This is a genomic window from Streptomyces sp. NBC_01275 (assembly GCF_026340655.1).
Lineage (GTDB): Bacteria > Actinomycetota > Actinomycetes > Streptomycetales > Streptomycetaceae > Streptomyces.
In genome coordinates this window covers 8,238,402-8,257,821 of the sequence record NZ_JAPEOZ010000001.1, presented here as the reverse complement: position 1 = coordinate 8,257,821, position 19,420 = coordinate 8,238,402, and the positions used below count along the sequence as shown (strand labels likewise).

Here is a 19,420-nt window from a genome sequence, read left to right as displayed (position 1 = left end):
GGTCACGCCTCCGGGAACTTGGGGGCCGGGATGCCGACCGTCTGGAGCTCGGCGCCGACCGAGGTGGGGAAGGCGTCGGCCAGGCGCTCGGGGGTCCAGCCGCCGTCGGCGTAGGCCGCGCGGATCTCCTGCGGATGCGACCAGAGTGCCACCTTGTCGCCGCCGATGCCGATGGCCTGGCCGGTGATGGAGCGGGCGGCCTCGGAGGCGAGGAAGGGCACGAGGGCCGCGCAGTCCTCGGGGGTGCCGAAGCCCTCGCCCTTGCGCAGGAAGTCCGGGAACGCCTCGCCGTTCTTCAGCGCCTCGATGTACGGGGCGAAGGCCGGGATGGTCTCGGTCATCGCGGTCGCGGCCACGGGGACGATCGCGTTGACGGTGATGCCCGCGCGACCCAGCTCCATGGACCAGGTCCGGGCGAAGGCGGCGATGCCGGCCTTGGCGGCGGCGTAGTTCGTCTGGCCGAAGTTGCCGCGCTGGCCGGCCGGGGAGCCGACCAGGATCAGCGTGCCGCCCTCGCCCTGCTCGCGCATCCGTACGGCGGCGGCGCGGGCGCAGGTGAAGGTGCCCTTGAGGTGGGTGGCGATCACCGCGTCGAAGTCGTCGTCGGTCATCTTCCACAGCACCTTGTCGCGCAGGATGCCGGCGTTGGTGACCAGGATGTCGAGCCGCCCGAACTCCTGGACCGCGCGGGCCACGAGCCGGTCGGCGGCCTCGGTCGTGCCGACTGGGACCACCTCGGCGACGGCCGCGCCGCCCGCCTCGACGATGGACTTCACGGCCTGCTCGGCGACCGTCTCGTCGACGTCGTTGACGACCACGGACGCGCCGTGGGCGGCCAGGGCGTGCGCATAGGCGAGGCCGAGGCCCCGGCCGCTGCCGGTGACGACGGCGACCTTGCCGGTGAGATCGATGCTGGGCACGAGAGGGTCCCTTCACAAGGCGATGCGGCTGCGAGCGACACTGGGTGCAGCTCCGAGATCGAAGCTAAGAGCAATAATTGTTGACGTCAATAGTTGTTGCCGACCGACCATGTGCGTCAGACTGGGAGCAGTACCGGGAGCAGTACGCAGCACCGCCCCGCCCGGGGCCTCGACCAGGGAGCCCGCCATCGCCGCCTTGAACCCCGCCTCGATCGACGCGCAGGAGCCGTGGATGCGCGGGCTGCACGCGGACACGGGCTACCTCCTGTACCGGCTGGGCCTGCGCTCCGGGCAGTTGTTCAACACCTTCCTCCAGGAGTCGGGCCTCAGGCTCCGCCACTACGCCCTGTTGCGCTTCCTCGCCACGTCCGAGGGCGTCCTGCAGCGCGAACTGAGCACCCGCCTCGGCTACGACCCGAGCGCGATCGTCGGCCTGGTCGACGACCTGGAGAAGCTGGGCTTCGCCGAGCGTCGCCCCTCCCCCGACGACCGCCGCAGCCGCATCGTCGTCCTGACCGAGGACGGTCGCGGCTTCCTGCGCGACACCGACGAGGCGGGCCTGCGGGTCACCAACGAACTGCTGGGCTCGCTCGCCCCGGCCGAGCGGGAGTCGCTGCACACGCTGCTCCTGCGGGTCGCCGAGGACGGGCTCGCCTGACGCCGGAAGGAAGCCCGGCCATGACCGCCCGTTCCGCGCCCGACCGGCTGCTGGCCGTGCTCGCCGCGTTCGACCACACGCACCCCGCGCTGTCCCTGACGGACATCAGCCGCCGGGCCGGGCTGACCCTCACCACCGCGCACCGGCTCGTGGGGGCGCTGACCGAGTGGGGCGCCCTGGAGCGGGACCCGGACGGCGTGTACCACGTGGGGCTGCGGCTCTGGGAGGTCGCCGCGCTCGCGCCGCGCGGGCTGGCGCTGCGGCAGATCGCGCTGCCGTATCTGGAGGACCTGTACGAAGCCACCCACGAGAACGTGCAGTTGGCGGTACGGGACGGGTCCGAGGTCGTCTACACCGAGTGGATCTCCGGGCGTTCGGCGGTCGGCGTGCACATCCGCGTCGGCGCGCGCTGGCCGCTGCATGTCACCGGGGTGGGGCTCGTCCTGCTGGCGTACGGCGGCTCCGAGCTCCAAGAGGCGTACTGCGCAGGTCCGTTGGAGTCCTACACGGCCCATACGATCACCGATCCCGCACGACTGCGCCGAATGCTGGCCGAAGTACGCCGTACGGGCGTGGCGGTGAGCAGCCGTCAGGTCACGGCGGACGCCCTGTCGGTGGCGGCGCCGGTGCGCGGACCGGGCGGCGCGGTGGCCGCCGCGGTGTCGGTCGTCGTCCCGCACGCCGACGCCCAGGTCCCGGTGCTGGTCCCGGCGGTACGGCTGGCCGCGCGCGGCATCTCACGGGCCCTGGGCTGGCAGCCGGAAGGCCGGCAGCACTGAGAGTCCCCTCCTGCGCGACCCCGCGCCGCGGGTGCGGCGCGGGGGTCTCCGTCGTCCGGCTCGTCAGTCGTCCAGTTCCTCGAAGAGCGTCAACTGCAGGGCGCCCGGGGCCTGGAGGCGGGAGTTCAGCGAGTTCCACGGGGTGCGTGTCGGCTCGGCGATCACCTCGGCGCCGGCCGCGGCGAGCTTCGCCGTGACGGCGGTGGAGTCGTCGACCTGGAAGGCGACCCGGATGTGCCCGGCCACCCGCCGCCCGACCTCGACGTCGTCGATGAAGGCGGCGTGGCTCGGGTCGGTCAGCTCCAGTGTGGCGCGGCCCGCGTCGAGGATGGTGACCCGTCCGCCGGGCGAGCTGAACGCGGCCTGTTCGGGCAGTCCGAGGACGTCGCGGTAGAAGCGCAGGGCCTCGTCGTAGTCGTCGGCGGTGACCACCAGACGAAGTTCGCGGACGGAGGGCGGCGCGTCGGTCATGGGGGCTCCTCGTGGATCGCGGGCGGTTGAGTCGCACGTATCTGAGCTTGATCAACCTCGCTCGGAGTCCCTTTGTTTCCTCCCCCCGTACACCGGAGCCCGCTCTCCGCCCCGCTCCCCGCCCCGCGCGACGTCGCTCACCCCGTCCTCACCGGAATCTCAGACTGCGGCCCGGGGATTCAAAGGATCGCCCCAGGTAGGGGGCGCAGGATGCATGCGCAAAGGTGGACATCTCAGGAAGGCGTGCCGTGGGCGTGTCGCACATACCGAACCGGTCCGAGCAGCAGTCGTCGAACCGGTCCGAGCCGCAGTCGCAGTCGCAGTCGCAGTCGCAGTCGCCGAAGTGGTCCCGGCGCGGGATCCTGGCCGTGCTCGGCGCGGTCCCGGCCGTGGCGCTGACCGGGTGCAGCTCCGGGGCGGCGGACGCGTCGGAGGGGACGGCGGCGCAGGCGTCCGCGTCCACGAAGGCCAAGGCGGCCGCGAAACGGCCCGTGATCTCGGTCACCCCGGCCGACGGAACCAAGAAGGCCTCCTTCGGCAGCCCGGTCGAGGTCCAGGTCACCGACGGCACCCTCGCCTCCGTGAAGGTCACCGGCAACGACGGCTCCACGCTGGCGGGCTCGCTCGACGACGCCAGGACGACCTGGACGTCGAAGGCCAACCCGTACTCCGGCACCAAGTACACGGTGACCGCCCAGGCGGAGGGCGCGGACGCGACGACCGCCGTCTTCACCACCAAGTCCCCCGGCGAGACCTTCGTCGGCTACTTCACCCCGGAGGCGAACTCCACCTCGGGCGTCGGCATGCCCGTCTCGATCAACTTCACGCACGCCGTGTCCGACCGGGCCGCCGTGCAGAAGGCGATCACGGTGACCGCCGAGCCGGCCGTGGAGATCGTCGGCCACTGGTTCAGCGACACCCGGCTGGACTTCCGGCCCGAGACGTACTGGGCGGCCGGCACCACGATCACGCTCGGTCTGCGGCTGAAGGACGTCGAAGGCACGGACGGCGTCTACGGTACGCAGTCCAAGGACGTCACCTTCCACATCGGCCGCGAGCAGATCAGCACGGTCGACCTGTCCGCCGAGCAGATGACGGTGAAGCGGGACGGCGCGACCCTGGCCACCTATCCCGTCTCCGGCGGCGACTCCGACCACACCACCTGGTCCGGGATCATGGTGATCAGCGAGCGGTTCAAGCAGACGCGGATGGAGTCCTCCACGGTCGGGCTCGGCGACGAGTACGACATCTCCGACGTCCCGCACGCCCAGCGTCTGACCACCTCCGGCACGTTCGTCCACGGCAACTACTGGGCGTCGACCTCGGTGTTCGGCAGCCAGAACACCAGCCACGGCTGCATCGGCCTGCACGACGCCAAGGGCGCGAGCGACAGCTCCGTGGCGGGCTACAAGTTCTACGCGAGCTCGATGCTCGGCGACGTGGTGATCGTGAAGAACTCGGGCGAGAAGACCGTCGAACCCTCCAACGGCCTCAACGGCTGGAACCTGTCGTGGGCGGACTGGAAGGCGGGCAGCGCCGTCTAGGTCAGGTCCTTAGGACGAGGAGGTCGCCCACTAGCACAATCTTGTGTTCATCGGGTGAACTCGCCTGCCCCAAAAGGAATTTCTCGGTTACACCTCTTGACGACCGGAGCGCCTGAGAGCACATTGGGCCCACTTTGAGAGCGCTCTCAGAGTGGGCTCGAAGCCACCCGCGCACCTCACTCCGTACCCGAGAGGCCCCCCATGAGCGAAACCTCCGGCATCCCCAGACGGCGTCCCCTGCGGCGCGCGCTCGTCGCCGTGATCGGCACACTCGGCCTGGCGGCCGCCGCCGCGGCGGCCGTCACCCTGCCCGCGAACGCCTCCGCCCCCACGCCCCCGACGGGCTGGACCCAGGTCTTCCTCGACGACTTCAACGGCACCGCGGGCACCGGCGTCAACACGACCAACTGGCTTTACAGCACCGGGACTTCGTATCCGGGCGGCCCCGCCAACTGGGGCACCGGCGAGGTCGAGACGATGACGAACAGCACCAACAACGTCTCGCTGGACGGCAACGGCAACCTGCGCATCACCCCGCTGCGCGACGCGGCCGGCAACTGGACCTCGGGCCGTATCGAGACCACGCGCACCGATTTCCAGCCGCCGGCCGGCGGCAAGCTCAAGGTCGAGGCCCGGCTGCAGATGCCCAACGTCACGGGCACCGCCGCCGAGGGCTACTGGCCCGCGTTCTGGGCGCTGGGCGCGCCCTACCGCGGCAACTACCAGAACTGGCCGGGCGTCGGCGAGCTGGACATCATGGAGAACGTCCAGGGCCTGAACAAGGTCTGGGCGACGATGCACTGCGGCACCAACCCGGGCGGCCCGTGCAACGAGACCACCGGCATCGGCAACTCGGTCGCGTGTCCGGGCACGACCTGTCAGTCCGGCTTCCACACCTACACGATGGAGTGGGACCGCTCGGTGAGCCCCGAGGCGATCCGCTTCTCCGTCGACGGCGTCAACTACCACACCGTGACGGCGAACCAGGTCGACGCGACGACCTGGACCAACGCCACCAACCACGGCTACTTCGTCATCCTGAACGTGGCCATGGGCGGCGCCTTCCCGGACGCCTTCGGCGGCGGACTCGACAGCGCCACCGAGTCGGGCCACCCGATGGTCGTGGACTACGTACAGGTGCTCCAGGCCGCGGGCAGCGGGAGCGGCACCACCACTCCCCCGCCGACCGGCAGCCGCGACGCCTACTCCACGCTCCAGGCCGAGTCCTACGACAGCCAGTCGGGCACGGCCACCGAGACGACGACCGACACCGGCGGCGGCCAGAACATCGGCTCCCTCGCCAACGGCGACTGGGCGCTGTACAAGGGCGTGAACTTCGGCTCCACCGCGGCCACCCAGTTCAGCGGCCGGGTCGCCAGCGGTGTGGCCGGCGGGGCCAGCGGACTGGTCGAGGTGCGCCTGGACAGCCGTACGAGCACGCCCGTCGGCACCTTCGCGCTGGCCAACACCGGGGGCTGGCAGTCCTGGCGGACGGTCCCGACGAACATCAGCGCCGTCACCGGCACCCACGACGTGTATCTGACCTTCACCAGCGGTCAGTCCTCGGACTTCGTGAACGTCAACTGGTTCACCTTCGGTCACTGACAGACACTGCCTGACACTGGCAGACGTCGACGGACGCCGAGGTAACTGATGGACCGTCACGCGACGCCGGGCGGCCCGGCCTTCACTCTCGAAGGCCGGGCCGTCCGGCGTCGCCGTCGTGAACAGACCCTTGCGTCAGCGCAGTTCAGCCCGGAACGCCACCGGCGTGTGTCCGGTGTGCAGATGGAAGAACTTGGAGAAGTTCGCCGGGTCGGGGAAGCCCACCGCCGCGCCCACCCGGCCGATCGGCAGGTCCGTGTGGGCCAGGAGCCGCTTCGCCTCCAGGACGACCCGCTTGTCGATGAAGCCCTTGGGCGTCTCGCCGGTCGCGGCGCGCACCGCGCGCACCAGCGTGCGGCGGGAGTAGCCGAGGGAGTCGGCGTAGGCGCTGACGCTGTGGTTGGCGGCGAAGCCCTGTTCCACGGCGTCCCTGAAGAGGGTGAAGGTGGTGTCGCCCTGCCGGCGGACCGCCTCCGCGGAGCTGGCCGCGAGATGCGCCAGCCGCAGCAGGAACGCGGTCAGGGAGTGCCGTAGCACCGCCGTGTGCAGACTCGGGGGCAGGGTCCCCTCGGCGCCGTCGTCGTACTCCTGTTGCAGATACGTCAGAGCCGCGCGCAGGCCCGCGAGCTGGGGCGCGTCCGGGCGCAGCAGGGGCGGCAGGTCGTAGCGGTACAGGCCGGCGGCCTCGACCGTGGCGCGGGGCAGGAATCCGGGCTGCATGGTCAGGACGGTTCCGCGGTACTCGCTCGACCGGGAGAAGCGGTGGACCTGCCCCGGGCGGATCCACAGCACGTCGCCGGCCGTCGCCTCGTACTCGGCGAAGTCGATCATGTGGCGCACGGGGCCGCCGTCGAAGAGCAGCACCACATGGAAGTCGATGCGGTGGACGCGCTCCAGCGGCGCGTCGTCGGCGTGCCAGGTGCGGCCGGCGCCCATGGGGCCCACCTGCATGCCGACGCCGCCGACGCTCAGCTCGACCGGGAAGGGAAACGTTCTGATCCCGTCAACGCCGCCGTCACCGTCTCCGCCTTGGATGGTTCTGTCCGCCATGTCCCTCTCACGCCGTCTCGATCACACCGCCCATGTCCCACTTTCACCACAGGCTGACACACGGCGACCTTCCCCCGTAAAAGTCAGACTTTTAAGTTTGAACGCGTCGGAACGATTTCCCGCTTCTATCGAGGACTTCTTGAAGATGAGCACGCAGACACCGGACAGCTTCGACGGCCGATTCGAATGGACCGAACTCGACCGGCGTGCCGTCGACACCGCCCGTGTACTGGCGGCGGACGCCGTGCAGCGGGTGGGCAACGGCCACCCCGGCACCGCGATGAGCCTCGCCCCGGTCGCGTACACGATCTTTCAGAAGGTGATGCGACACGACCCGGCCGACCCCGAGTGGACCGGCCGTGACCGCTTCGTACTGTCCCCCGGGCACACCTCGCTCACCCTCTACACCCAGCTCTTCCTCGCCGGCTACGAGCTGGAGCTGGACGACCTCAAGAGCTTCCGCACGCACGGCTCGAAGACGCCGGGCCACCCCGAGTACGGGCACACCGCCGGTGTGGAGACCACCACCGGACCGCTCGGCCAGGGCGTCGCCAACGCCGTCGGCATGGCGATGGCCGCCCGTTACGAACGCGGTCTGTTCGACCCCGAGGCCCCGCAGGGCGAGTCCCCCTTCGACCACACGATCTGGGCGATCGTCTCCGACGGCGACCTCCAGGAAGGCGTCTCCGCCGAGGCCTCCTCCCTGGCCGGGCACCAGAAGCTCGGCAACCTGGTCTTCGTCTACGACGACAACCACATCTCCATCGAGGGCGACACCGCGACCGCCTTCTCCGAGGACGTCCTGGGGCGCTACGAGGCCTACGGCTGGCACGTCCAGCGCGTCGCGCCCACCGCCGACGGCGACGTCGACGCCCCCGCGCTGCACACGGCGCTGAAGGCGGCGCAGGCCGAGACCGGGCGCCCCTCGATCATCGCGCTGCGCACGATCATCGCCTGGCCCGCCCCGAACGCCCAGAACACCGAGGCCTCCCACGGCTCGGCGCTGGGCGCGGACGAGGTCGCCGCCACCAAGCGCGTCCTCGGCTTCGACCCGGAGCGGTCCTTCGAGGTCGCGGGCGAGGTCCTCGCCCACACCCGGGCCGCCCTCGACCGGGGCGCCGAGGCGCACGCCGCCTGGGACAAGCGGCTCGACGAGTGGCGCGGCGCGCAGCCCGAGCGCGCCCAGCTCTTCGACCGGATCGTGGCCGGGCAGCTCCCCGAGGGCTGGCAGGACGCCCTGCCCGTGTTCGAGGAGGGTTCCTCCGTCGCCACCCGCGCGGCCTCCGGCAAGGTGCTCCAGTCGCTGGGCGCGGTCCTGCCCGAGCTGTGGGGCGGCTCCGCCGACCTGGCCGGCTCCAACAACACCACCATCGACAGCACGTCCTCCTTCCTGCCGGCCGGCAATCCGCTGCCCGAGGCCGACCCGTACGGCCGTACGATCCACTTCGGCATCCGCGAGTTCTCGATGGCCGCGGAGATGAACGGCATCGCCCTGCACGGCAACACCCGCGTCTACGGCGGCACCTTCCTGGTGTTCTCCGACTACATGCGCAACGCCGTGCGCATGTCGGCGCTGATGCAGCTGCCCGTGACCTACGTCTGGACGCACGACTCCGTGGGCCTCGGCGAGGACGGACCCACCCACCAGCCCGTCGAGCACCTGGCCTCGCTGCGCGCCGTCCCCGGCCTGAACGTCGTCCGCCCCGCCGACGCCAACGAGACCGCGATCGCCTGGGCCGAGATCCTCAAGCGGCACGCGGAGCGCCCGGCCCCGCACGGCCTGGCCCTCACCCGTCAGGGCGTGCCCGCCTACGCGCCGAACCCGGACACGGCGAAGGGCGGCTACGTCCTGAAGGAGTCCTCGACCCAGGCCCCGGACGTCGTCCTGATCGCCACCGGTTCCGAGGTGCAGCTGGCCGTCGCCGCGCGGGAGGAGCTGGAGGCCGAGGGGATCGGCACGCGGGTGGTGTCGATGCCGTCCGTGGAGTGGTTCGAGGAGCAGCCGCGGGAGTACCGCGACGCCGTTCTTCCGCCGGCGGTGAAGGCCCGGGTCGCGGTCGAGGCGGGCATCGGCCTCACGTGGCACCGCTTCGTGGGGGACGCGGGACGCATCGTCTCCCTGGAGCACTTCGGCGCCTCCGCCGACGCCAAGACCCTGTTCGCCGCGTACGGCTTCACCGCCGAGAACGTCGCCGCCGCAGCCCGGGAATCTCTCGCCGCCGCCCGCGGTTGATCCGATCGCCAGAAAGAAGATGATCACAGTGACCGAAGCAACCGCGTCCGCGGGAGCGCTCAAGCGCCTGTCCGACGAGGGCGTCTCCCTCTGGCTGGACGACCTGTCGCGGGGGCGCATCACGTCCGGCAACCTCGCCGAGCTCGTCGAGACCACCCATGTGGTGGGCGTGACCACCAACCCGTCCATCTTCCAGGCCGCCATCGGCTCCGGTGAAGGCTACGAGGAGCAGCTGGCCGATCTGGCCGCGCGGGGCGTGACGGTCGACGAGGCCGTCCGGATGATGACGACCGCCGACGTGCGCGCCGCCGCCGACATCCTGCATCCCGTGTACACCGCCTCGCAGGGGGTCGACGGCCGGGTCTCCATCGAGGTCGACCCCCGGCTCGCCCACGACACCCGGGCGACCGTCGCCGAGGCCAAGCAGCTCGCCTGGCTCGTCGACCGCCCAGGCGTCATGATCAAGATTCCGGCGACGAAGGCCGGCCTCCCGGCGATCACCGAGGTCATCGGCCTCGGCATCAGCGTCAACGTCACGCTGATCTTCTCCCTGGAGCGCTACCGCGAGGTCATGGACGCCTACCTGGCCGGTCTGGAGAAGGCCGCCGCCCGGGGCCTGGACCTCTCCGTCATCCACTCCGTGGCCTCCTTCTTCGTCTCCCGCGTCGACTCCGAGATCGACAAGCGGCTGACCGTCCTCGGCACGGAGGCGGCCCTCGCGCTCAAGGGCAAGGCCGCGCTCGCCAACGCACGGCTGGCCTACGAGGCGTACGAAGAGGTGTTCGGCTCTGCCGACGACCGGACCCGGCCGAGCGAGCGCTGGACCGCGCTCGCCGGGGCCACCAAGCAGCGTCCGCTGTGGGCGTCCACCGGGGTGAAGGATCCCGCGTACAAGGACACGCTGTACGTGGACGACCTGGTGGCCCCCGGCACCGTCAACACCATGCCCGAGGCCACCCTGAACGCCGTCGCCGACCACGGCGACATCACCGGCGACACGGTGACCGGCGGCTATGCGCAGGCCCACGCCGACCTCGCCGCCATAGAGGCGCTCGGCATCTCCTACGAGGAGGTCGTCACCCGGCTGGAGGACGAAGGAGTCGCCAAGTTCGAGGCGGCGTGGCAGGACTTGTCAGACACGGTCACGAAGTCGCTGACGAGCAAGGGAGTCGACGCGGAATGAGCACCGAAACGCTCGGCACGGCCTGGGACAACCCCCTGCGGGACCCTCGGGACCGGCGCCTGCCCAACGTCGCGGGCCCCTCCGGCCTCGTCATCTTCGGGGTGACCGGCGACCTGTCCCGCAAGAAGCTGATGCCGGCCGTCTACGACCTCGCCAACCGCGGTCTGCTCCCGCCGGGCTTCTCGCTCGTCGGCTTCGCCCGCCGCGACTGGGAGGACGAGGACTTCGCGCAGATCGTCCACGACGCGGTGCGCGAGCACGCGCGCACGCCGTTCCGCGAGGAGGTCTGGCAGCAGCTCGCCGAGGGCATGCGGTTCATCCCGGGCGACTTCGACGACGACACGGCGTTCAAGCAGCTGCGCGACGCCGTGGAGGAGCTGGACGCCTCGCGCGGCACCGGCGGCAACTTCGCCTTCTACCTCTCCGTGCCGCCGAAGTTCTTCCCGAAGGTCGTCGAGCAGCTCAAGAAGCACGGGCTGGCGAACGCCCCCGACGGATCCTGGCGGCGGGCCGTCATCGAGAAGCCGTTCGGGCGCGACCTGGCCAGCGCCCAGGACCTGAACGCGGTCGTCCACGACGTGTTCGACCCGGAGCAGGTGTTCCGCATCGACCACTACCTGGGCAAGGAGACCGTCCAGAACATCCTGGCGCTGCGCTTCGCCAACACCATGTTCGAGCCGATCTGGAACCGGTCGTACGTCGACCATGTGCAGATCACGATGGCCGAGGACATCGGCATCGGCGGCCGCGCGGGCTACTACGACGGCATCGGCTCGGCCCGTGACGTCATCCAGAACCACCTCCTCCAGCTGATGGCGCTCACCGCGATGGAGGAGCCCGCCTCCTTCGACGCGGCCTCGCTGCTCACCGAGAAGCTGAAGGTGCTCAGGGCGGTGAAGCTGCCGCAGGACCTGGGCAAGCACACCGTGCGGGCGCAGTACGCGGGCGCCTGGCAGGGCGGCGAGAAGGTGCCCGGCTACCTCGAGGAGGACGGCATCGACCCGGCCTCCACGACCGACACCTACGCCGCCGTGAAGCTGAACGTCGACAACCGCCGCTGGGCGGGCGTGCCGTTCTATCTGCGCACCGGCAAGCGGCTCGGGCGGCGGGTGACGGAGATCGCGGTCGTCTTCCAGCGGGCCCCGCACTCCCCCTTCGACTCCACGGCCACCGAGGAGCTCGGCGCCAACGCGATCGTCATCCGCGTCCAGCCCGACGAGGGCATCACCGTCCGCTTCGGCTCCAAGGTGCCGGGCACCTCGATGGAGATCCGGGACGTCACGATGGACTTCGCGTACGGCGAGTCCTTCACGGAGTCCAGCCCGGAGGCGTACGAACGCCTCATCCTGGACGTGCTGCTCGGCGACGCCAACCTGTTCCCACGCCACCAGGAAGTGGAAGAGTCCTGGAAGATCCTCGACCCGATCGAGGAGTACTGGGCACGGCACGGCAGGCCCGCGCAGTACGACTCGGGCAGCTGGGGTCCCGAGGAAGCCGACGAGATGCTCGCACGAGACGGACGGAGCTGGCGCAGGCCATGAAGATCGACCTGACCGACACCACGGCAAGCAAGATCAACAAGGCGCTGGTGGAGGGTCGCCGCGCCATCGGAACGCCCGCTGTGGGCATGGTCCTGACGATGGTCATCGTCACGGACGAGGAGAACGCCTACGACTCGATCAAGGCCGCCGAGGAGGCCTCGCACGAGCACCCCTCGCGCACCCTGGTCGTCATCAAGCGGCACGCCCGCAGCCCGCGCGACCGCACCAACTCCCACCTCGACGCCGAGGTGCGGGTGGGCGCCGACGCCGGCACCGGCGAGACGGTCGTGCTGCGGACGTACGGCGAGGTCTCCGACCACGCCGACTCCGTGGTCCTGCCGCTGCTGCTGCCGGACGCGCCGGTCGTCGTGTGGTGGCCGGTGGACGCGCCGGACAACCCGTCCAAGGACCCGCTGGGCGCCCTGGCGCAGCGCCGGATCACCGACATGTACGCCGTCGAGCGGCCGTTGGCGGCCCTGGCGACCCGGGTGAAGTCGTACGCGCCCGGCGACACCGACCTCGCCTGGACCCGGCTCACCCCGTGGCGTTCGATGCTGGCGGCGGCCCTCGACCAGTCCCGGGTGCCGATCACCTCGGCGGCCGTGGAGAGCGAGGCGGACAACCCCAGCGCCGAGCTGCTCGCGCGCTGGCTGGAGGCCCGGCTGAACGTCACGGTCGAGCGCGTCGTCACCGCGGGACCGGTCGTCACGGCCGTCCGCCTGGGCACCACGAGCGGCGAGATCGTCATCGACCGTCCCGAGGGCCCGCTGGCCACGCTCACCCTGCCCGGCCAGCCCTCGCGCACCCTGGCGCTGAAGGTCCGCGCCACCTCCGAACTCATCGCCGAGGAGCTACGGCGCCTCGACGCGGACGAGATGTACGCCGTAGCCCTCCGCGGTGAGGGCACCAAGGAGAACGCTTCCCATGTCTGACTCACCCCAGCTCTCCCGGCGGCCCGAGTGGGCCGCGCTGGAGGACCATCGCGCGCACCGGCAGGCACACCTGCGGGAGCTGTTCGCGGCGGACCCCGGGCGCGCGGAGCGGTATGTGGTGCGCGTCGGCGATCTGCGGCTCGACTACTCGAAGAACCTGATCACCGACGAGACGCTGGCGCTCCTGCGTGAACTGGCCGTCGCCACCGATGTGTTCGGGCTGCGCGACGCCATGTTCCGCGGCGAGAAGATCAACGTCACCGAGCGGCGCGCGGTGCTGCACACCGCGCTGCGCGCCCCGGCGGACGCCGTCGTCGAGGTCGACGGCGAGAACGTCGTGCCGCAGGTCCACGCGGTGCTCGACCGGATGAGCGACTTCGCCGGGCGGGTCCGCTCCGGCGAGTGGACCGGCCACACCGGCCGACGGATCCGCAACGTCGTCAACATCGGCATCGGCGGCTCCGACCTCGGCCCGGCGATGGCCTACGAGGCGCTGCGGGCGTTCACCGACCGTTCGCTGACCTTCCGGTTCGTGTCCAACGTGGACGGCGCCGACCTGCACGAGGCGACCCGGGACCTGGACCCGGCCGAGACGCTGTTCGTCGTCGCGTCCAAGACCTTCACCACGATCGAGACGATCACCAACGCCACCGCCGCCCGCTCCTGGCTGCTGGGCGGCCTGGACGGCGAGGAGAAGGCGGTCGCCAAGCACTTCGTGGCCCTGTCGACGAACGCCGAGAAGGTCGCCGGCTTCGGCATCGACACGGCCAACATGTTCGAGTTCTGGGACTGGGTCGGCGGCCGCTACTCCTACGACTCGGCGATCGGCCTGTCGCTGATGATCGCGATCGGCCCGGAGCGGTTCCGGGAGATGCTCGACGGGTTCAGGATCGTCGACGACCACTTCCGCACCGCGCCCGCCGAGTCCAACGCCCCGCTGATCCTGGGCCTGTTGGGCGTCTGGTACGGCAACTTCCTCGGCGCGCAGTCGCACGCCGTACTGCCCTACAGCCACTACCTGTCGAAGTTCACCGCCTATCTCCAGCAGCTCGACATGGAGTCCAACGGCAAGTCGGTGGACCGCGACGGCCGGCCCGTGCAGTGGCAGACCGGTCCGGTGGTGTGGGGCACGCCCGGCACCAACGGGCAGCACGCCTACTACCAGTTGATCCACCAGGGCACGAAGCTGATCCCGGCCGACCTGATCGGCTTCGCCCGTCCCGTCGGCGAGCTGAGCGACGAACTCAAGGCGCAGCACGACCTGTTGATGGCCAACCTGTTCGCGCAGGGGCAGGCGCTCGCCTTCGGCAAGACGGCCGACGAGGTCCGCGCGGAGGGCGTGCCCGAGGAGCAGGTCGCGCACCGCACCTTCCAGGGCGACCACCCGACCACCACGATCCTGGCGCCCGAGCTGACCCCGTCGGTCCTCGGCCAGCTGATCGCCCTCTACGAGCACAAGGTGTTCGTCCAGGGCGCGGTCTGGGACGTCGACTCCTTCGACCAGTGGGGCGTGGAGCTCGGCAAGGTCCTCGCCAAGCGCGTCGAACCCGCCCTGACCGAAGGCGCGGACGTGCCCGGCCTGGACGCCTCCACCGCCGCCCTCGTGGCCGCCTACCGCTCTCTTCGCACCACTCAGGAAGTGAACTGACATGACATCCATGCAGCTGGGTCTGATCGGTCTCGGCAAGATGGGCGGCAACATGCGCGAGCGCGTCCGCCGCGCCGGCCACACCGTCGTCGGCTACGACCGCAACCCCGAACTCTCCGACGTCAGCGGCCTCGCCGAACTCGTCGAGAAGCTGCACGCGCCGCGCACCGTCTGGGTGATGGTGCCGGCCGGCGCCCCCACCCAGTCCGTGATCGACGAGCTCGGCGACCTCCTCGAGCCAGGCGACACGGTCGTGGACGGCGGCAACTCCCGTTGGACGGACGACGAGAAGCACGCCGAGGAGCTGGCGGCCAAGGGCGTCGGCTTCGTCGACGCGGGCGTCTCCGGCGGCGTCTGGGGCCTGCAGAACGGCTACGCCCTGATGGTCGGCGGCGACAAGGAGCACGTCGAGCGCGTCCAGCCGATCTTCGACGCGCTCAAGCCGGAGGGCCCGTACGGCTACGTCCACGCGGGCAAGGTCGGCGCCGGGCACTTCTCGAAGATGGTCCACAACGGCATCGAGTACGCCATGATGCAGGCCTACGCCGAGGGCTGGGAGCTGCTGGAGAAGGTCGACTCCGTGGAGAACGTCCGCGAGGTCTTCCGCTCCTGGCAGGAGGGGACCGTCATCCGCTCCTGGCTGCTCGACCTGGCGGTCAACGCCCTCGACGACGACACCCACCTGGACAAGCTGCGCGGCTACGCGGAGGACTCCGGCGAAGGCCGCTGGACGGTCGAGGCCGCCGTCGACCACGCCGTGCCCCTGCCCGCCATCACCGCGTCCCTCTTCGCCCGGTTCGCCTCCCGCCAGGAGGACTCGCCGCAGATGAAGATGATCGCGGCACTGCGCAACCAGTTCGGCGGCCACGCCGTCGAGTCGGCATCGGCGCAGAAGTAGGCGTGGGCCGTGGGAGATCTGCTGCTGGTCCGCCACGGCGAAACGGAGTGGAGCGTCTCGGGGCAGCACACCGGCTTCACCGACCTGCCGCTCACCGATCGCGGTGAGGAGCAGGCCAAGTCCCTCGCTCCCCTCCTGTCCGGCCGGACCTTCTCGCTCGCTCTGACCAGCCCGCTGCACCGCGCGGTCCGCACCGCCGAACTCGCGGGCGTCACCGGGGCCGTGCCCGACCCCGACCTGCACGAATGGGACTACGGCGGCTACGAGGGCGTCACCACCGTCGACATACACCGCACCCGTCCCGACTGGTATCTGTGGACCGACGGCGTGCCGCCCGGCCCGGAGGATCGCCCCGGCGAGTCGCCCGAGGAGATCGGGCGGCGCGCCGACCGGGTGCTGAACCGGGTGGACGCGGCGCTCGCGCGCGACGACGGTGACGTCGTCCTCGTCGCCCACGGCCATTTCCTGCGGGTGCTGACGGCCCGTCGGCTCGGACTGCCGCCCGCCGAGGGCCGGTTGTTCCAGCTGGCCACCGCCACCGTCAGCCGGCTGTCGACGGAGCACGGACGCCCCGTGATCGCCGAGTGGAACCTGCGCGCGTAGCCGGTCGGGCCGGATGGACCGGATGGGCCGGTTGACACCGCCCAGAGGGCCCGCCAGAGTCGCGGCTGATGGAGATCGACGATCTGACACCGGCCGAACAGCGAGTCTGGCGGGCCTTCGCCACGGGGGCGACCGTGGACTTCCGCGCGGGGGCCGAACCGGATGCGCCCGGCTGGGGTCCCGAACGGACCGTACGGGCAACGGTGTTGCGGGCGCTTCTTCTCAACGGCCCGCGAGAGGCAGGGGAGGTGGCGGCTCTCAAGCTCGTCGGGGCGCGGATCAGCGGCGAGTTGGACCTGCGGTACGCGCACGTCGACAGCGTCGTGCGCATGAACCGCTGCCGCTTCGACGAGGTCCCCCGCATCGCCGGAGCCCGGCTGAGCTACCTCAACCTGCGGGACTCCGAGCTGCCAGGCCTGGCGTCGGCGCGGGTCCGGGTGGACGGCAGTCTGCGGCTGACGCGCTGCCGGATCAGCGGGCCGGTGCACCTCGGCGGGGCGCAGATCTCCGGGGCGCTGTTCCTGGACCGGGCCGAACTCACCGCCCGGGACCCCGCGCAGGCCGTGCTCCAGCTCAACCAGGTGTCCATCGACGACGACCTGTGCGCCCGGCAACTGCGCACCCGGGGGCTGATCCGGCTGGACGGCGCGAGCGTGGCCGGCTCGATCGACCTGGAGGACGCCGAGCTGAGCAACCCCGGCGGGTTCGTCCTGGAGGCGGAGGCCCTGACCGTGGGCGCCAATCTGCTGGGCCGACGGCTGCGCACCCGGGGCCGGATCGACCTGCGCGGGGCCCGGGTGCCGGGGCGGGTGGACCTGCTGCACAGCTCCCTGTCCAACCCCGGCGGCACCGCCCTGCGGGCCAGCAGCTGCGTCATCGGGGAGATCTGGCTGCGCGCGGGCGACCCGATGGAGGGCATGCTCAATCTGCGCCGGGCCGAGATCGGCCAGCTCAGCGTGGAGCCGGAGATGCTGCCCGACCAGGTGCGCCTGCTCGACCTCACCTACACCTCCCTCACCCCGCACGAGCCCGCCGAGCGCCGGCTGCCGATGCTGGAGCGGGACGACGACGCCTTCGACCCGCACGCCTACGAGCAGTTGACGGCCGCCTACCGGCGCGTCGGCGACGACCAGGCCGCCAGGCTCGTCCAGCTCGCCAAGCAGCGCCGCCGCCGCGCCACGCTCCCCTGGTACGGCCGGGTGTGGGGCCGCCTCCAGGACGCGGCCGTCGGCTACGGCTTCCGTCCGCTGCGCGCCGCCGTCTGGCTGGCCTCCCTGCTCGCCGTCGGCTCGATCGTCTACGCCGGACACCGTCCGCCCGCGCTCAAGCCGTCCGAGGCCCCTGACTTCGACCCGTTCTTCTACACCCTCGACCTGCTGCTCCCGGTGATCTCCTTCGGCCAGGAGAGCGCGTTCGCCCCGACCGGCTGGTACCAGACGCTGTCGTACGTCCTGATCGTCACCGGCTGGATCCTGGCCACGACCGTCGTCGCGGGCGTGACCAGGACGGTCAGCCGGCAGTAGGTCAGCGCCCGGCGCGCTGGGCCGCCAGCCGCACCGGTGCGTTGGCCGCGCCGTAGCCCTGGTAGCCGTCGTCGCGCTGGACGAGTTCGAAGAAGACGCGGCCGACGGTGTGCGTGTAGCAGTGCCGGAAGACGCCGTGGGCGTCGCGGTCGTAGAGGATGCCGAGGGCGCGGTAGGTCTCCCACTCGCCGTCGGCGAAGGTGAAGCGGGCCGCGAGGTCGTCGTAGTAGTTCGCGGGGATCGGCAGCAGTCGGCCGCCGGCCTCGGTGAAGCGGCGGGCCGCGGCGACCACGTCATCGGTGGCCAGGGCGATGTGCCGGGCCTGGGCGGTGTCGTCGCCGGGGGCCGCGCCGACGGTGAGCGGGAGGCGGACGCCGCCGTCGGCGGTGGCGACGGCCCGGCTGCGCAGCAGCCCGTAGGGGTCGGCGACGTCCACGCTCTCCTGGGCGTCGAGGCCGAGGACGCTGCGATGGAAGAGGACCGCCTCGTCGAAGTGGTGCCAGGGCTGGGTCAGCGCCACATGGTCGATGCGGCGGACGCCGGCGACGGCCGCGGCGTGCGGGACGTCCTCGAAGTCGGCGCGCCAGTCGGGCAGTCCGGGGCGGTGTGTGGCGCACAGGAAGAGCTCCGTGCCGTCGGGGGCGGCCACGGCGTCGAGCGGGGCGTCCTCGGCGGCGCGGCGGCGGGGCAGCACGGGGGCGAGCAGGGCCTCGGCGCGGCGGGCGGCGGCGGCCGGGTCGGGTGACTCCAGGCCGATCGCGGCGAGACAGGTGCCGTCGACGGGGGTCCCCCCGAGCGAGCGAAGCCGAGAGTGGCGGAGGGCGGCCGGGCCGGTGTTGACCAGCAGTCGGGCCTCGCCCTGTTCCCACAGCTCGACGGGTTTGCCGCGGTGGCGGGCGGTGCGGGCGAAGCCGAGGCCGGTGAGGAGGGCGCGGACGGGTTCGGCGTCGGGGGTGACCAGCTCGGCGAAGGCGAATCCGGTGGGGGCGGCGGGGGCGGGCAGGGCGGTGAGGCCGACCTGGTCCTGGAGCACGAGCAGGGAGCGGCGGGCGTCCACGGCGGTCGGGCCGGCCTCGGCCTGCCGGAAGACGTCGTTGAAGACCTCGAGGGAGAGCGGACCGTCGTATCCGGCGCGCAGTACGTGCCGGACGAGGCCGGCGACGTCGAAGCCGCCCTGTCCGGGGAAGCAGCGGTGGTGGCGGCTCCACTGCAGGACGTCCATGCCGAGCAGCGGGGCGTCGGCCAGCTGGAGGAAGAAGATCTTCTCGCCGGGGATGTCGGCGATGCCTTCGAGGTCCTTGGGTTCCGGGCTGCGGGACAGGATGTGGAAGCTGTCCAGGCAGGTGCCGAGCGCCGGGTGTCCCGCCGTCTCGACGATCCGCCAGGCGTGGTCGTACGTGCTGACGTGCCGTCCCCAGGCGAGCGCCTCGTAGGCGACGCGGACGCCGAAGTCCTGGGCGAGGTCGGCGAGGCGGCTGAGCTGCTCGGCGGCGAGGGCGTCGTCGTCCTCGGCGAGCGGGGAGACGCTGGAACAGACCAGGACGGTGTCCGTGCCGAGCCGGCCCATCAGCTCGAACTTGCGCCGGGCGCGGCGCAGGTTGCGGGCGAACTCCTCGGCGGGCACGGCCTCGATGTCCCGCATCGGCTGGTAGAGGTCGATGGTGAGGCCGAGGTCGGCGCAGCGGGCGCGGACCTCCTCGGGGGCGAGGGGGCTGGCGAGCAGGTCGTTCTCGAAGATCTCGACTCCGTCGAAGCCGGCCCGGGAGGCGGCCGTGAGCTTCTCGGTGAGGGATCCGCTGAGGGAGACGGTGGCGATGGATGTACGCACCTGG

At 71.3% G+C, this 19,420-nt stretch carries 16 protein-coding genes; 12 read left to right on the top strand and 4 right to left on the bottom strand.

Going from position 1 to position 19,420, the window contains the following annotated elements:
• Window positions 1-2: 2 nt before the first annotated feature.
• Window positions 3-920: an SDR family oxidoreductase gene (locus tag OG562_RS36210; protein ID WP_323187593.1), complete on the bottom strand. Its 918-nt coding sequence runs from the start codon at window positions 918-920 to the stop codon at window positions 3-5.
• 232 nt (window positions 921-1,152) lie between these two features.
• Between OG562_RS36210 and OG562_RS36205 the strand changes: the two genes are divergently transcribed.
• Together OG562_RS36205 and OG562_RS36200 are read left to right on the top strand one after the other, a co-directional pair.
• Window positions 1,153-1,578 (top strand): MarR family winged helix-turn-helix transcriptional regulator, encoded by a 426-nt coding sequence (locus OG562_RS36205; RefSeq protein WP_266409706.1) that lies wholly within the window; start codon window positions 1,153-1,155, stop codon window positions 1,576-1,578.
• 20 nt (window positions 1,579-1,598) lie between these two features.
• Entirely contained in the window at window positions 1,599-2,357 is a 759-nt protein-coding gene (locus OG562_RS36200) for an IclR family transcriptional regulator (RefSeq protein ID WP_266405638.1), read from the top strand.
• A 63-nt stretch (window positions 2,358-2,420) separates the two neighbouring features.
• On the opposite strand, the gene OG562_RS36195 is transcribed toward OG562_RS36200, so the two are convergent.
• Entirely contained in the window at window positions 2,421-2,828 is a 408-nt protein-coding gene (locus OG562_RS36195) for a VOC family protein (protein WP_266405636.1), read from the bottom strand.
• A gap of 248 nt (window positions 2,829-3,076) precedes the next feature.
• Between OG562_RS36195 and OG562_RS36190 the strand changes: the two genes are divergently transcribed.
• Both OG562_RS36190 and OG562_RS36185 read left to right on the top strand, forming a co-directional pair.
• The gene (locus OG562_RS36190) at window positions 3,077-4,372 is read left to right on the top strand and encodes an Ig-like domain-containing protein (RefSeq protein ID WP_266405634.1); all 1,296 of its coding nucleotides are present in this window, start codon (window positions 3,077-3,079) and stop codon (window positions 4,370-4,372) included.
• Window positions 4,373-4,573: 201 nt separating this feature from the next.
• Window positions 4,574-5,977 carry a glycoside hydrolase family 16 protein gene (locus tag OG562_RS36185; protein ID WP_266405632.1) on the top strand — a complete coding sequence of 468 codons (1,404 nt, stop codon included), beginning with the start codon at window positions 4,574-4,576 and terminating at the stop codon, window positions 5,975-5,977.
• Window positions 5,978-6,112: 135 nt separating this feature from the next.
• On the opposite strand, the gene OG562_RS36180 is transcribed toward OG562_RS36185, so the two are convergent.
• Entirely contained in the window at window positions 6,113-7,027 is a 915-nt protein-coding gene (locus OG562_RS36180; RefSeq protein WP_266405630.1) for an AraC family transcriptional regulator, read from the bottom strand.
• 145 nt (window positions 7,028-7,172) lie between these two features.
• Between OG562_RS36180 and tkt the strand changes: the two genes are divergently transcribed.
• The 8 genes from tkt (at window position 7,173) to OG562_RS36140 (ending at window position 17,588) form a co-directional block, all read left to right on the top strand.
• Complete coding sequence (gene tkt, locus OG562_RS36175) at window positions 7,173-9,260, top strand: transketolase (protein ID WP_266405629.1); 2,088 nt, start codon at window positions 7,173-7,175, stop codon at window positions 9,258-9,260.
• Between the two features lie 19 nt (window positions 9,261-9,279).
• Window positions 9,280-10,443, top strand: a complete 1,164-nt coding sequence (gene tal, locus OG562_RS36170; RefSeq protein ID WP_266405628.1) for a transaldolase — start codon at window positions 9,280-9,282, stop codon at window positions 10,441-10,443.
• On the top strand, window positions 10,440-11,984 hold the full coding sequence (gene zwf / locus OG562_RS36165) for a glucose-6-phosphate dehydrogenase (protein ID WP_266405626.1): 1,545 nt from the start codon (window positions 10,440-10,442) through the stop codon (window positions 11,982-11,984). Before tal ends, zwf begins: the two co-directional genes overlap by 4 nt.
• Complete coding sequence (gene opcA, locus OG562_RS36160; protein WP_266405624.1) at window positions 11,981-12,916, top strand: glucose-6-phosphate dehydrogenase assembly protein OpcA; 936 nt, start codon at window positions 11,981-11,983, stop codon at window positions 12,914-12,916. Before zwf ends, opcA begins: the two co-directional genes overlap by 4 nt.
• Complete coding sequence (gene pgi, locus OG562_RS36155) at window positions 12,909-14,564, top strand: glucose-6-phosphate isomerase (protein ID WP_266405622.1); 1,656 nt, start codon at window positions 12,909-12,911, stop codon at window positions 14,562-14,564. Before opcA ends, pgi begins: the two co-directional genes overlap by 8 nt.
• Window positions 14,565-14,574: 10 nt before the next feature.
• Window positions 14,575-15,462 (top strand): phosphogluconate dehydrogenase (NAD(+)-dependent, decarboxylating), encoded by an 888-nt coding sequence (gene gnd / locus OG562_RS36150; RefSeq protein WP_266409705.1) that lies wholly within the window; start codon window positions 14,575-14,577, stop codon window positions 15,460-15,462.
• Window positions 15,463-15,471: 9 nt separating this feature from the next.
• On the top strand, window positions 15,472-16,065 hold the full coding sequence (locus OG562_RS36145) for a histidine phosphatase family protein (protein ID WP_266405620.1): 594 nt from the start codon (window positions 15,472-15,474) through the stop codon (window positions 16,063-16,065).
• Window positions 16,066-16,133: 68 nt separating this feature from the next.
• Window positions 16,134-17,588: a membrane-associated oxidoreductase gene (locus OG562_RS36140; RefSeq protein ID WP_266405619.1), complete on the top strand. Its 1,455-nt coding sequence runs from the start codon at window positions 16,134-16,136 to the stop codon at window positions 17,586-17,588.
• Window position 17,589: 1 nt separating this feature from the next.
• Here OG562_RS36140 and OG562_RS36135 read toward each other — a convergent pair whose 3' ends face one another.
• Window positions 17,590-19,416, bottom strand: a complete 1,827-nt coding sequence (locus OG562_RS36135) for a bifunctional sugar phosphate isomerase/epimerase/4-hydroxyphenylpyruvate dioxygenase family protein (RefSeq protein ID WP_266405617.1) — start codon at window positions 19,414-19,416, stop codon at window positions 17,590-17,592.
• Window positions 19,417-19,420 lie beyond the last annotated feature (4 nt).